The organism is Aquimarina sp. AD1 (assembly GCF_003443695.1).
In the GTDB taxonomy this organism is placed as follows: domain Bacteria; phylum Bacteroidota; class Bacteroidia; order Flavobacteriales; family Flavobacteriaceae; genus Aquimarina; species Aquimarina latercula.
In genome coordinates, this window is the sequence record NZ_CP031966.1 from 5,146,565 (window position 1) to 5,160,496 (window position 13,932).

At 32.4% G+C, this 13,932-nt stretch carries 12 protein-coding genes; 5 read left to right on the forward strand and 7 right to left on the reverse strand.

From position 1 onward, the window contains the following. Positions 1 to 36: 36 nt before the first annotated feature. The 5 genes from rluF to D1815_RS22195 are packed head-to-tail and all read right to left on the reverse strand — an operon-like array spanning position 37 to position 4,302. Positions 37 to 906, reverse strand: coding sequence for a 23S rRNA pseudouridine(2604) synthase RluF (gene rluF, locus D1815_RS22175; protein ID WP_118389504.1), 870 nt, complete (start codon positions 904 to 906; stop codon positions 37 to 39). A 22-nt stretch (positions 907 to 928) separates the two neighbouring features. Next, the gene (locus D1815_RS22180; protein ID WP_027393717.1) at positions 929 to 1,768 is read right to left on the reverse strand and encodes an alpha/beta hydrolase; all 840 of its coding nucleotides are present in this window, start codon (positions 1,766 to 1,768) and stop codon (positions 929 to 931) included. After that, the gene (locus tag D1815_RS22185; RefSeq protein WP_027393718.1) at positions 1,765 to 2,133 is read right to left on the reverse strand and encodes a cupin domain-containing protein; all 369 of its coding nucleotides are present in this window, start codon (positions 2,131 to 2,133) and stop codon (positions 1,765 to 1,767) included. The genes D1815_RS22180 and D1815_RS22185 overlap by 4 nt, the downstream gene beginning before the upstream one ends. Positions 2,134 to 2,152: 19 nt before the next feature. Beyond that, a complete protein-coding gene (locus tag D1815_RS22190) occupies positions 2,153 to 2,719 on the reverse strand; it encodes a hypothetical protein (protein WP_118389506.1) in 567 nt (188 codons plus the stop codon). 53 nt (positions 2,720 to 2,772) lie between these two features. Next, positions 2,773 to 4,302, reverse strand: coding sequence for a helicase HerA-like domain-containing protein (locus D1815_RS22195; RefSeq protein WP_118389508.1), 1,530 nt, complete (start codon positions 4,300 to 4,302; stop codon positions 2,773 to 2,775). Positions 4,303 to 4,456: 154 nt separating this feature from the next. On the opposite strand from D1815_RS22195, the gene D1815_RS22200 reads away from it, so the two are divergent. Together D1815_RS22200 and D1815_RS22205 are read left to right on the forward strand one after the other, a co-directional pair. Beyond that, complete coding sequence (locus D1815_RS22200; RefSeq protein ID WP_118389510.1) at positions 4,457 to 4,912, forward strand: RidA family protein; 456 nt, start codon at positions 4,457 to 4,459, stop codon at positions 4,910 to 4,912. A gap of 78 nt (positions 4,913 to 4,990) precedes the next feature. Continuing rightward, a complete protein-coding gene (locus D1815_RS22205; protein ID WP_118389512.1) occupies positions 4,991 to 5,620 on the forward strand; it encodes a 7-carboxy-7-deazaguanine synthase QueE in 630 nt (209 codons plus the stop codon). A gap of 1,431 nt (positions 5,621 to 7,051) precedes the next feature. Here D1815_RS22205 and D1815_RS22210 read toward each other — a convergent pair. Continuing rightward, positions 7,052 to 7,585, reverse strand: coding sequence for a DUF2911 domain-containing protein (locus tag D1815_RS22210; RefSeq protein ID WP_118389514.1), 534 nt, complete (start codon positions 7,583 to 7,585; stop codon positions 7,052 to 7,054). 259 nt (positions 7,586 to 7,844) lie between these two features. Between D1815_RS22210 and asnB the strand changes: the two genes are divergently transcribed. Both asnB and D1815_RS22220 read left to right on the forward strand, forming a co-directional pair. Further along, positions 7,845 to 9,530 carry an asparagine synthase B gene (gene asnB, locus D1815_RS22215; RefSeq protein WP_027393724.1) on the forward strand — a complete coding sequence of 562 codons (1,686 nt, stop codon included), beginning with the start codon at positions 7,845 to 7,847 and terminating at the stop codon, positions 9,528 to 9,530. A gap of 387 nt (positions 9,531 to 9,917) precedes the next feature. After that, a complete protein-coding gene (locus D1815_RS22220) occupies positions 9,918 to 10,133 on the forward strand; it encodes a hypothetical protein (protein WP_118389516.1) in 216 nt (71 codons plus the stop codon). A 116-nt stretch (positions 10,134 to 10,249) separates the two neighbouring features. On the opposite strand, the gene D1815_RS22225 is transcribed toward D1815_RS22220, so the two are convergent. Beyond that, positions 10,250 to 11,422 (reverse strand): M12 family metallopeptidase, encoded by a 1,173-nt coding sequence (locus D1815_RS22225; RefSeq protein WP_118389518.1) that lies wholly within the window; start codon positions 11,420 to 11,422, stop codon positions 10,250 to 10,252. A 501-nt stretch (positions 11,423 to 11,923) separates the two neighbouring features. Between D1815_RS22225 and gyrB the strand changes: the two genes are divergently transcribed. Then, positions 11,924 to 13,864, forward strand: a complete 1,941-nt coding sequence (gene gyrB, locus D1815_RS22230) for a DNA topoisomerase (ATP-hydrolyzing) subunit B (protein ID WP_027393727.1) — start codon at positions 11,924 to 11,926, stop codon at positions 13,862 to 13,864. Positions 13,865 to 13,932: the final 68 nt, after the last annotated feature.

The window sequence follows — 13,932 nt, forward strand, 5'->3', positions numbered from 1 at the left end:
GAAAGGGATTATTTTAAGAGTTTGAAAATAGATGCTTTAACGTTTTCTATCACTTCTTTTTCTTTTTTTAGAGGCAGCACTATTTCGTTTTTCTTTACTTGCCCCACCTTTATTTTTGGAAGAGAAATGTTTATTGTTGTTTTGTCTTCTTACTGGTTTGTTTTCTTCGACTACAGATGCTTCTTCAGTTTTACTAGAATCTCCTACATCTTTATTAATAATTTGTAGTTCTTTTTCTGTTAAGTAGCGCCATTGGCCTATTGGAGTATCTAAACTAATGTTCATAATACGAATTCGCTTTAGTTTTGTTACTTCATATCCAAGATACTCACACATTCTTCGTATCTGTCTATTTAAGCCTTGTGTAAGAACTATTCTAAAATCATATTTATTTATCTGTTCTACCTCACATTTACGAGTAATAGTATCTAGAATAGGAATTCCATTACCCATTCTTTTAATGAATTGTGGGCTAATTAATTTATTTACCGTAACGATGTATTCTTTTTCGTGGTTGTTTCTTGCTCTTAGAATTTTATTTACGATATCACCATCACTGGTTAATAGAATTAATCCTTCACTGGGCTTGTCTAGTCGGCCGATTGGAAAAATACGTTTTGGATAGTTGATATAATCAATAATATTGTCTTTTTCGTTTTGTGCAGTTGTACAAACAATTCCAACAGGTTTATGAAAAGCAAGGTATACGTGTTTTTCTTTAGGCTTATTTATCAATTCACCATCGACCCTTACTTCGTCTCCAGGAGCCACTTTGGTGCCCATTTCTGGAATTTTATTATTTAGGGTTACGCGACCTTGATCAATTAGTTTATCTGCTTCACGACGAGAACAGTAACCAACTTCACTAAGGAATTTATTGAGTCTTGTAAGCTTAGAATTTTCCACGGTGCAAAGGTGCTCATAAAATTTAATCTTTCAAAAAATGAATGATCATATCATCCACTTCATCAAAGAATAAGGAATGCCCAAAGTTTTCTGTAGTAATGAATTTTGCATTAGTCCAGTTTTTACTTATTTTTTCAGTTCCCGTATACGGGGCAATTTCATCGTATTTGTCATGTATGAGTAAGCCTGGGTGAGTTAAGTTCTTTGCAAATTCAGCTATGGAAAATTCTTCGAAATGAAAACCAAATTTTTCCTTGAAATAATGACTTAAGGCTTTCATAAACTTATCAGATAATTTGAGCGTTTTTTGATAGCCTTCCATAATTACAGATAATTCTGTAGGAGGTGCAAGAACAATTAGTTTTTCTATTTCAAGGTTTGGATATTTAAATTGATGAAACACAGTTGTCATACCGCCAACAGAATGTCCAATAACGTAATTAGGTCGGTATAATTCTATCATTTTTTGAAGGCATTCTGCATAGAACGGAACACTGAGTGTTTTACCAGAAGAGTTACCATGAGCTGGAGCGTCAAATGCTATAACATTATAATTTTGTTGATGTAGTTTTTCGATAAGTGTTTTCCATCTATGACTATTACTATCCCATCCGTGTACCATCAAAACAGTTTCTCCCATATTGGGCCATCTATAGGTTTGTAAAAACCTATCTTTTACTGAAATGATTTCATCTTCGGCTTCCTCTAGAAAATATTCTTGATCTGCAAGTATCTTTCCTTTAAGCGGTGTGCTAAATAAGATATAGGCTTTGCGCAAAGCCTTTTTTTTATTAAAAAAGAAGAGCAATAAAAGTCGTTTGCCAATAAAAATTGGGATGTACTTTTTTAATGTTTCTTTCATAATTCTTCTCGATGTACCGAATCTATAGAAAAAGCAGGAAGACAAATCGCTATATATTCACATGCTGATTCAAATGGGTTAGAATATTGTACTCTGGTGTTTTTTTTAATCTTAATAGATTGTCCAGATTCTAAGGTGATTTCTTCATCATCAATAATAAATCTTTTCTTTCCTCGAATAATATAAGTGTATTCATCAAATTCCGGTGTTTGAAATGGTTCGCTCCAACCTGGAGGAGCTACCATATGCGCTATACTAACCTGAGAATTCCCATCTGTGGCTTTGCCAAAATGTTCTTCAATTAATTTTCCATCTGTAGTTGGTACCACAAAAGGTGATTTTTGAATTTGATATTTTTTACTCATAAATATCTAATAACAGATTTTAATTATTCTCCCAATTAATAATAAAGTGTTTAATTGTAGCCGAATCAGGAATTTGAGAAGCTTCAATTTTTTTGTCAGTATTAAATTTTAACTCACTCGATAATTCTTTCTTATCAATAGTTATCGATGCTTGGATACTATCTACAAATATAACCGCTGCACTAAGTGTATTAGTAATCTTAGTGATAGAATAGTTATCCTTGATATCTTTGAAAACACCATTTGCCGATAGTCCCGATATAGTCTTATATCTTGGATCAATTACTTGTATACTTTCAATAGAGGATTCAGGATTGTTTTCTTCTCTAGGTTCCAATAATAATAATTTAGCTCCTCCTTTTTCATAAATTTCAATAGTGTTTGCAACATCCATAATATTGTCATTTTTGGATATTTTTACTATAGAATCATTTGCATAGATTGAGTCTAATTGACTCACTTTGATTGTGTTAGTTAAATGACCAATTCTGTTATAAGAGATTTCGAATGGATCTTGTTTTTTGTCATTTTGACAACTCAGTAAACTTATACAAACAAGTAAAATACTGCTGATTTTTTTAATCATAATAGGTTGTTAATTATTCCCAAGGTTAAACAATGATTGATTTTGTGTTTAGTTTAGCGCAATAATTTATTTAGTACACCTAATGCTCCTCTTATAAAAGTAGCACTGGTTAAAACTTTAATCACAGCTTTTTCCGTAGTACTAGATTTTCTACTTTTAGAACGAGAAGAACTTTTATTTAGTTTCTCTCTTTCTTTTTTTGCTGTTGCTTTAGCTTCTTCTGCTTCAGCTTTTTCTATTTTTTCATTAAGAATTTCATAAGCACTTTCTCGATCTATATCTTCATTGTATTTGTCAGAAAGCGTGGACTTTTTTAATAAATCATCTAATTCACTTTTGGATAGTATATCCATTCTACTCATAGGAGCTCTTAACATCGTCGCAGCAAGAGGAGTAGGGCGACCTTTCTCGTCAAGAGCTGATACCAATGCTTCTCCAATTCCTAAAGCTGTTAGTACTTCTTTTGTGTCATAATATTCTGATATAGGATAATTCTCGGCAGTAAGTTTAATTGCTTTACGATCTTTAGCGGTAAATGCTCTTAGGGCATGCTGCACTTTTAGCCCCAGTTGCCCCAATACTCCATCTGGTACATCCGTAGGGTTTTGGGTAACAAAATATAGTCCAACTCCTTTTGATCTTATTAATTTTACAATACTTTCGATCTGATCCATTAATGCATTAGAAGCTTGCTTAAATATTAAATGAGCTTCATCAAGAAAAATAATCAACTCTGGTCTTCCGCTATCTCCTTGCTCAGGAAAGGTACTGTATACTTCAGCTAGAAGACTTAACATAAATGTAGAAAATAGTTTTGGTCTATCCTGTATGTCGGTTAATCGTAAGATATTTATAAAACCTCTTCCATCGTCATCTACTCTACATAAATCTTGTACATCAAATGATCTTTCTCCAAAAAAGATATCAGCTCCTTGTTGTTCTAAAGCAACAATTTTACGTAATATGGAGCCAGTAGATGCAGTAGATATTCTTCCATAATCTTTTTCTAGCTCTTCTTTTCCTTCTCGAGTCGCAAATTGTAAAACCTTTTTTAAATCTTTTAAATCTAATAATGGCAATTTGTTGTCATCACAATATTTAAAAATTATTGAAATGATACCTGCTTGTGTTTCTGTTACATCTAAAATTCTTGAAAATAGTACTGGCCCGAATTCGCTTACAGTTGCTTTAAGGCGTACTCCATCTTGTTCTGATAAAGAAAGAATTTCTACTGGAAAATTCTTTGCTTCAAACGGAATTCCAATTTTTTCATGTCTTTCATCAATTTTAGCGTGACCTGGACTTGCAGCTGCTAAACCACTAAGATCTCCTTTGATATCCATAAGAAGCACAGGTATTCCTTGTTCGCTCAAGTTTTCTGCTAAGACTTGTAATGTTTTCGTTTTACCAGTTCCTGTTGCTCCAGCAATTAACCCATGTCTATTTAATGTCTTTAGAGGAATTTTAACGTGTGCATCTGTCACAGTTTCTCCATTATGCATTGCGGCTCCTAAGGTGATGAAATCGCCTTTGGTAGTATATCCTTTATTTATATGGTCAAGGAATTCTTGATTACTACTCATAGTTAATGTAAATTTTGATAAAAATAGCAATCTTGTCTATTCTATCGAAATGATTGTGATTTTGTTTTAGGTAAATTTATAATTTTTAAATCAATAAGAGTCAGTGTAGAAAATTATAGTTTATTTTTATTGATGAAACACATAATTCAACATAATGAAGAAGATATATTTATTCACGATTTTAATTTCAATTTTTTATAGTTGTAATCAAAAAAATAATTCTAACACAGAAATTATATTTCATGACACACATGAGCCTAAAAAAGTGAATGCTCCATTTTCTGATGCTGTTCAAGTAGGTAATTTGTATTTCCTTTCTGGACAAGTAGGGATGAATCATACAACACGTAAATTGGTAGACGGCGGTATAGAAGCTGAAACTAAACAAACCTTAGAAAATATAAAAGCGGTATTAGAACATCATAATATGAATATGAATGATGTAGTAAAGTGTACAGTTATTCTCTCTGATATTAACGATTTTACAGCATTTAATAAGGTTTATAAAACGTATTTCCCTAATAAACCAGCAAGAACTACGTTTGCTGCCAAAGGATTAGCGGTGGGAGCAAAGATTGAGATAGAATGTGTTGCAGCTAAAACTAAGTAAAAGAAATACTTAATACGGATGAAAGAATTCCTAAACTTACTTTAGGATTACTAATTCATTATCTACCTTTGCATCCTTATGCAAGAAAGTACAGAGACATTGGTGAATGAGGGAAAGATGCTTCCTCTTATGGAAGAATTTTATACCATACAAGGAGAAGGGTATCATAAAGGTACTGCTGCTTATTTTGTTAGAATTGGAGGATGTGATGTTGGATGTCATTGGTGCGACGTTAAAGAAAGCTGGAACGCTGCTCTTCATCCACCAACTTCTACTGCTGTAATTGTAGATAATGCTATAAAATATAGCAATGTAATTGTAGTAACGGGCGGAGAACCTCTTACTTGGGATATGTCTGAACTTACGAAAGGCTTAAAGAGTAAAGGTGCTAAAACCCATATAGAAACTTCTGGAGCGTATCCTCTTACAGGTAATTGGGATTGGATATGTCTTTCTCCTAAAAAAGTAAAACTTCCTACTAAAGAAATATATAGTGAAGCTCATGAATTAAAATGTATTGTTTATAATAACAGTGATTTTGATTTTGCTGAAGAGCAAGCTTCTCAGGTTTCGGATGATTGCGTATTGTATTTACAGCCGGAATGGAGTGTTAGGGACAAGGTAATTCCTCTAATTGTAGAATATGTGATGAAAAACCCTAAATGGAAGGTGTCTTTACAAACTCATAAGTACTTGAATATTCCTTAATTAGGTCATATAAAAACATAGGTTTTTTATGGTTTTTGACGTTTTTCGATGGTCTGTGCTCTTTTGTATGTTAATGATTATGGTTAGACCGTAGTTTTGTAGGATTTTTCCCTTCTATTGAAATGTAATTTTGTAAGATAAAACTTTCTTTTTTATTTTTTAGCCTCCCTTGATTTACGTTTTTTAACGTATATAAACAAGTGTTTAACTAATTGTTAAATGATAGTTATCTTTTTTTTTGATTTTATAGAAAGATGTTTTTAATTTTATGTAAGTAATTTAAAAACAGATTTTTATGAAAAACTTATACTCTATTTTTGGGCTTGATTTTAGAATGTTTATTGATTTTGTGAGAGATCTTCCGAGTGCTTCCCGTTATGCAATGCGTAGATAATTTTAAGTTCAACATCCCGTATTAATTTATAAGTAAAAGATTACAACAATTTGTAATCTTTTGTTTTTTATAAAAAGTTTTATGAACTACATTTTATGTAAATGTAATGTTCAATATGTGTGTTTACATTTGTTTTCTCTTCAAAATCTTAATAGTTATTTATTTAATTGTTTTTAAGTTGTTTATGGTGGTGTAAATAATTAAAAATATTAACCTGTCCACGTAAAGATGAGATAGAAATAAAAATAACTAATCGACATTAGGGGGATTAGCCCCTAGTTTTACTCTTTTGGTTGTAGGTTAATTCCTTTTAAAATAGTTGTTTTAAATGGTTTTTTGTTGTTATGTCGTGTAAAATAAGTTGTACGTCTAAAATATTGAATTCTAGGTGTTAATTTTTTTTATTGATTTGAGTTTGCGATTTATATTTGCATAACAAATTAAAAATCAAATAATTATGAGATACTTTTACACTATATTCAAAATAGATTTTAATTCATTGAAGAGTTTTTTGAGAGAATTACCATCTGCTAGTAGTAATGCTATACATAGATAATCGGTTAGTATTATATAGTTGGGGAAACAAGGTTATTTAAAATTGAATGCTAATCATTCTATAAAACTATAAATCTATTGGTAATATAATTTGATATAGATTTAATAGTAACACCAAAAAGTAGGAATAAATTTTACTAGTATAATTGAAAAACATGTTTTTAATCGGTAAAATTTCACTTTATATCTAAAAGTTCTTACATTTTTTGTTAAAAAGGTTGATTTAAAGTCTTTTAGATGTTATCTTGTAACTAAATAAATTGGAAATATTATGGGGCTATTTTACACTAAATTCAGATTAACTTTTAGGATTGTCATGGACTTTCTTAAAGAATTACCGGGGGCATCTAGTAATGCTATCCACAGATAGTTATTATTTCAGTGAAATAATTTAACCTTTTTAGTCAGAAGGTTATTAAAAATAAAAAAGAGGTTGAATTTTTCAACCTCTTTTTTATTTAATATGTTTTTGTGTATTATTTCTAATTATAGAAAGGAACTTCTACTCTAGTAGTTTCCCACCCCATAACCATATGGTATCCTTTGTCTACTTTTTTGAAAGCAATAGAAAAAGCTTCTAACTCATCACCTTTTCCCGCAGGTACTTTAATTCTAGCGACATCCTTACCTTCATCGTAAGAATATGCTCCCCATACATCTAGATCGGAATTAAGAATGATAGTCCATTCTTTTTCTCCAGGAATAGTAAATAAAGAATATGTGCCAGCTTTTACTGTTCCATCTCCTAATTTCATATCTTTAAAAAGTTTTATCTCAGTAGCTTCATCAGCTCCTGTTCTCCAAACTTTTCCGAAAGACACCTTGTCTCCAAGCATAGTTCTACCTTTCTTCTGGGGTCTACTATAAATTACTTTGATATCTGGTTTTGCATTTCTATCTGTTTTTGCATAAGAGATATCCGTCGGACTTTTCTGCAGTCCTGCGAATTTTTGAGCATTAATGGTGCTGATTGTTCCTAAAAACATAACAACAGCTAAGAAGAGTGATTTTTTCATAATTCGTGATTTTATTTTCTTAATTGTCGTAAAGATATGTAGGAACATACATGGGAAATGTTAATCCTCTCATTAAATTCTGTTAAAAGAGTTAAATAACAACTTGATAGTTTTGATAGGTTTTTTACGTTGTAATAGTTTTATTTTTTAACTAATAAGTGTTTATTTGTTTTAATTTGAAGTTAAAAACAAGTTTTATGTTTAAATAATGTAGCTAAAAACGCATCTTTGACTTCTCAATTAATAGAAAAAGAAGAATATGTGTGGAATAGTTTGCGCTTTTGAATTAAAAGAAAAAGCAGATGTGTTAAGACCTCAGTTATTAGAAATGTCAAAAAAGATAAGACATAGAGGTCCGGATTGGAGTGGTATTTATGCAGATGATAAAGCTATATTGGCTCATGAAAGGCTTGCGATAGTTGATCCTGTGTCTGGTAAACAGCCCTTGTTTAGTGAAGATAATAAGTTGATTTTGGCTGCTAATGGCGAAATTTATAATCACGGAGAAATTCGTAAAAAGTTTGATGGTTTTTATAATTTTCAGACAGAATCTGATTGTGAAGTTATTTTGGCTCTATATAAGGAAAAAGGCTCTCAGTTTTTAGATGATCTAAATGGTATTTTTGCTTTTGCACTTTATGATGCTGAGCAAGACTCATATTTAATAGCTCGTGATCACATGGGGATTATCCCTCTGTATATGGGTTGGGATCAGAATGGTACTTTTTATGTTGCTTCAGAATTAAAAGCACTAGAAGGTGTTTGTACTAAAATAGAATTATTTCCACCTGGTCATTATCTAGATAGTAAAAAAGGAGAATTAACTAAATGGTATGTTAGAGATTGGTCTGATTTTGAAGCTGTAAAAGATAACCAAACTAGTATCGATGAGTTAAGAGAAGCTTTGGAAGCCGCAGTTCATAGGCAATTAATGTCAGATGTTCCTTATGGAGTATTACTTTCTGGAGGATTGGATTCTTCGGTTACCTCAGCAATAGCTAAAAAATATTCAGAAAAAAGAATTGAGTCAGGTGATACTAAAGAAGCTTGGTGGCCTCAATTACATTCTTTTTCAGTTGGTTTGGAAGGATCGCCAGACTTGGAGGCTGCACAAAAAGTAGCAGATCATATAGGAACAATACATCACGAAATAAAATTTACAATTCAAGAAGGACTGGATGCTATTAAGGATGTGATATATAATTTGGAAACTTATGATATCACAACTATCAGAGCGTCTACACCTATGTATTTAATGGCAAGAGTTATTAAGTCTATGGGAGTAAAGATGGTGTTGTCTGGAGAAGGTGCGGATGAGATATTTGGAGGATACTTATATTTTCACAAAGCACCAAATTCAAAAGAGTTCCATGAAGAGACAGTGCGTAAGTTGGATAAGTTACATATGTATGATTGTCTAAGGGCAAATAAATCTTTAGCGGCATGGGGAATTGAAGGACGAGTACCATTTTTGGATAAAGAATTTATGGATGTTGCTATGCGTATTAATCCACAGGATAAAATGATTAACGGAGAAAGAATGGAGAAGTGGGTTATTCGTAAAGCCTTTGAATCATATTTGCCGGAAAGCGTTGCTTGGAGACAAAAAGAACAATTTTCTGATGGTGTTGGGTATAGCTGGATAGATACTTTAAAAGAAGTAGTAGATGCTGAGGTAACTGATGAACAAATGGCTAATGCTCATTTTAGGTTTCCAATACAAACACCACAGAATAAAGAAGAATTTTACTATAGATCAATTTTCGAAGGACATTTCCCAAGTGATGTTGCGGCATTGAGTGTTCCTCAAGAACCTTCTGTCGCCTGTAGTACAAAAATAGCATTGGAATGGGATGAAGCTTTTAAAAACATGAATGATCCTAGCGGAAGAGCAGTAGCAAATGTTCATGACGATGCATATTTATTAGATGAAGTTGCACAATAGTAATAGAATAAAAAGAAATTTAAAAATTTCAGCTTGAGTCGCTGAAAGTTGAGTTAATTGAGATGTAAAACCCCAAGAATTTTCTTGGGGTTTTTTACATGTTTGTAATCAATAAATATTTTTTGAAGATAGAGATAACTGCATTGTAGTTAGTGATTTTCTTATAAAAAGAATTAATTATCTAGGGCTGTTAAAATAATAAGTTTAACTATTTTTTGGGGAATATACCGTGTTTTTATAATTAGATTTATGAGAAATTTATTTTGTGTATTAGTTATCGAATACTAAAACATTTTAAGTTGTCAAGTATCAAACTATCAATTTTGTTAATAGGGTGTAAGTCGTGAACATCTTTGAAATTTTCGCGGCATATTTTAATTTTCTATTATGTTAAAAAATATTTTAAAGCTCAATACGACTCAACAATTAAGTAAAAAAGAACAACAAGCAATTAATGGAGGTTTTATTCCATCGGCGTGTACTTTTCCTGGAGCACCACCTTTCGGTGGTCCTTGTGCGTGTATTGTTAATGGACAAGTGTGCAGGGTGCAAAGAGATTATACTTGTTTGGATGGTACAGATCCTATTTGTCCTAATTTTTAGAAGTATTCATTACTGCTGTATAATTTAATAAATACGATTTATTGAATTTATAGAATAACAATAGGGCTACATTGCAATGTAGCCCTATTGTTTTAGTTAGGTAAGTAAAGTGATTATTAACTTCCGCAACGACCTTGATTAGACCATCTTCTATTGCTTTGTAGTAAATATAAATATCCGTTATACGTAACTTGATCACCAGGTGAGTAACTTGTGTTTCCGTTATAGGCGTCAATACCATCACAGATGTCCGCTGGTTGAGTTTCTCCACATTCTCCTAAACGATTCCAGCTGTTAAAATCTCTTTCATATAAAAAACCTTGATAAGTAACTTTGTCTCCAACACTGTATCTAATGTTTCTAGACCATTCGTCTATTCCATCACAGATGTCATTTCCGTCACCATCACCATCACCATCACCATCTCCGTCACCATCACCAGCTGGATAAATAATATTAGTCCCCTCTATGTCCCCAGTAGATAAACGACCATTAAAAGGTATGCGATTTCCTGCAGACGTAAGCATAACTGGTTGCCCATTTTTACTAAATGTAAAACTGCTATAGATCATGATAGAATTTATATCAAATGCACCAGGATTAACAGAATTGTTTGTTATTCTGAATTGGCTTATAGCTCCGTTCTGAATGTTTTCAGGTAGTATGTTTACGAATTGATCTCTATCACTACGATTTTGTTCGTGGATATACCCAAGGGTATGACCTATTTCATGAATCATGACTCCGGTGCCTGTTCTGGTGCCTATAGTGATTGTTCCTCTGTTTCCATTTACACCAAGATTTGCTCTTCCGCAATTACAAGTTTGACCATCATTTTGAATAGTTACATAGTAATTTTCGTTAGTTCTTTCTTTAAATCTAATATTGGTCTTAGAAGACCATTCTTCCATAGATGCTATAGTGACTGAAATTTGATTAGAAGTTAAGCTGTTATCCAACACGTAAATCACAGTGTTATTCGGCCATTTTGTGATTCCAGGAAAAACTCCAAGCCTTTCAACTTCTTCACCAGGTACAGGATCTTCATTGAAATTACCATTATCAAATTGACTTTCAAAATACTTAGTGTCACCAGATAAATATTCTCCATTGCCTAAGTCTTGAACATAAATAGCTTCTCCTAGAAAGGACTTTTTTAGAAGTTCAATATCATTGTTTTCCTCATTGCTAATTTCGTCATCAAAATTTTCATTTGTACAAGAACCTATTGTTAGTCCTAGACAGATAAAAGCAATTTTGCCTAAATTCATTAAATTTTTAGTCTTCATTTTTAAAAATTAAATTTGTTGATTGTGTGTATTTCCTTTAATTCGACTACATCTGTAGTCTGGTTGGTTTAACGGAAGTAAGTTGTATTATTGTGAATAACGTCCTTTAATTAAGAGGCGTTTATTATTCGTAAGAGTTGGGTGAGAAAACGTAAAGATATTAAGGGAGAACATTATTTTAATATTGTTGTTCGCTTTTAGATTTATTTTCTGATGAAGAAAATAAATCTGCATTTTTGTAAAAGATTCTTTTTGATGTTAAAGTGTTTGTTTACAAAGCATTGTATTTGTTTTAGGAGAATTATATAAAGTATTAATTTAATCTTAAATCGATTTTAAGGCTGTTTTAATCACTTTTAAGGAGTTTTTTTCTTTTCCTAGTCTTGTTCTTAACTAATTGTTGATAACTCTTTAAATCATACCTTATAAAACCCTTTGAACATTTAGCTGTTTTTTTATCTTTGTTTGTTGACCAAAAATTGTAATAAATAAAGCTGATTTATGAGCGAAGAAGCAAAGAAAAATAATTATTCTGCCGATAGTATTCAGGCGTTAGAAGGAATGGAGCATGTACGCATGCGTCCATCCATGTACATTGGAGATGTAGGGACTAGAGGTTTGCACCATTTGGTATATGAAGTTGTGGATAACTCAATTGATGAAGCATTGGCTGGTCATTGTGATGCTATCGATGTTACAATAAATGAAGATAATTCCATTACTACTAAAGATAATGGTCGTGGTATTCCTGTAGGGATACATAAAAAAGAAGGTGTCTCGGCTTTAGAGGTTGTAATGACTAAGATTGGAGCTGGTGGTAAATTCGATAAAGATTCGTATAAAGTATCTGGTGGTTTGCACGGAGTAGGAGTTTCCTGTGTAAATGCACTATCTGATCATTTACATGCTATTGTACATAAAGATGGTAAGGTTTGGGAACAAGAGTATGAAAGAGGAAAACCTTTATACCCTGTAAAATCCACTGGAGATACTGATTTTAATGGTACAATTGTTACTTTTAAACCTGATCCTACTATTTTTCAGCAAACTCTAGAGTATAATTATGATACTTTAGCAAGTCGTATGCGTGAGTTGGCATACCTTAATAAAGGTATTACAATTATTCTTACGGATAAGAGACATACTGATGAAGAAGGGAATCACGTTTCTGAAACTTTCCATTCCGAAGAAGGATTAAAGGAGTTTGTGAAATTCTTAGATACCAGTCGTAATGCGATCATTGGAGATGTAATTTCAATGGAAGGAGAGAAGAATGATATTCCAGTAGAAGTTGCTATGATTTATAATGACTCTTATGCAGAGAATCTTCATTCATATGTTAATAATATTAATACGCACGAAGGTGGTACGCATCTTTCAGGTTTTAGAAGAGGACTTACTTCTACCTTAAAGAAATATGCAGACGCTTCTGGTATGCTTGATAAGTTAAAATTCGAAGTAGCAGGTGATGATTTTAGAGAAGGGTTGACAGCAATCGTTTCTGTAAAAGTGGCTGAGCCGCAATTCGAGGGACAAACAAAAACTAAACTAGGAAATCGAGAAGTTACTTCTGCAGTTTCTCAAGCGGTTTCTGAAATGTTAGAAAACTATCTTGAAGAAAACCCTTCAGATGCTAAAACGATTGTTCAGAAAGTAATTTTAGCAGCTCAAGCACGTCACGCAGCTAAGAAAGCTCGTGAAATGGTACAGCGTAAAACGGTAATGAGTATAGGAGGGTTGCCTGGAAAGTTATCTGATTGTTCAGAACAAGATCCAGCTTTGTGCGAAGTGTTCCTTGTCGAGGGAGATTCTGCAGGTGGAACTGCAAAACAAGGACGTGATCGTATGTTTCAAGCTATTTTGCCACTACGTGGTAAGATTTTGAATGTAGAAAAAGCAATGCATCACAAAGTCTTTGAGAATGAAGAGATAAAAAATATATTCACGGCTCTTGGAGTTACTATTGGTACAGAAGAAGATAGTAAGGCACTTAACCTTTCTAAATTAAGATATCATAAAATTGTAATTATGTGTGATGCCGATGTGGATGGTAGTCATATATCAACTCTGATTCTTACATTCTTTTTCCGTTATATGAAAGAATTGATCGAGGCAGGTCATATTTATATTGCCGCACCACCGTTATATTTGGTTAAGAAAGGTGCTAAAAAGCAATATGCTTGGAATGATGATCAACGAGATATGATTGTTAAAGAATTTGGGGAAAATTCTAAAATTCAACGATATAAAGGTCTTGGAGAGATGAATGCTGAACAATTATGGGATACTACTATGAATCCAGAGTTTAGAACGATGCGTCAGGTAACAATTGATAATTTAACAGAGGCGGATAGAATCTTCTCTATGTTAATGGGAGATGAGGTACCGCCACGTAGAGAATTTATTGAGAAAAATGCCGTTTACGCAAACATTGATGCGTAATGTAAGTGTTATTAAATAATTTAGAATGAAATCCGTTATACTATGTATAGCGGATTTTTTTATATATT

Bases quoted from the DNA above. Each gene is read 5' to 3' on its own strand.
- asnB (WP_027393724.1), top strand. From the start codon at position 7,845: ATGTGTGGAATAGTTTGCGCTTTTGAATTAAAAGAAAAAGCAGATGTG.
- D1815_RS22200 (WP_118389510.1), top strand. From the start codon at position 4,457: ATGAAGAAGATATATTTATTCACGATTTTAATTTCAATTTTTTATAGT.
- D1815_RS22220 (WP_118389516.1), top strand. From the start codon at position 9,918: ATGTTAAAAAATATTTTAAAGCTCAATACGACTCAACAATTAAGTAAA.
- D1815_RS22185 (WP_027393718.1), bottom strand. From the start codon at position 2,133: ATGAGTAAAAAATATCAAATTCAAAAATCACCTTTTGTGGTACCAACT.
- D1815_RS22205 (WP_118389512.1), top strand. From the start codon at position 4,991: ATGCAAGAAAGTACAGAGACATTGGTGAATGAGGGAAAGATGCTTCCT.
- D1815_RS22180 (WP_027393717.1), bottom strand. From the start codon at position 1,768: ATGAAAGAAACATTAAAAAAGTACATCCCAATTTTTATTGGCAAACGA.
- D1815_RS22225 (WP_118389518.1), bottom strand. From the start codon at position 11,422: ATGAAGACTAAAAATTTAATGAATTTAGGCAAAATTGCTTTTATCTGT.
- D1815_RS22190 (WP_118389506.1), bottom strand. From the start codon at position 2,719: ATGATTAAAAAAATCAGCAGTATTTTACTTGTTTGTATAAGTTTACTG.
- gyrB (WP_027393727.1), top strand. From the start codon at position 11,924: ATGAGCGAAGAAGCAAAGAAAAATAATTATTCTGCCGATAGTATTCAG.
- D1815_RS22210 (WP_118389514.1), bottom strand. From the start codon at position 7,585: ATGAAAAAATCACTCTTCTTAGCTGTTGTTATGTTTTTAGGAACAATC.
- D1815_RS22195 (WP_118389508.1), bottom strand. From the start codon at position 4,302: ATGAGTAGTAATCAAGAATTCCTTGACCATATAAATAAAGGATATACT.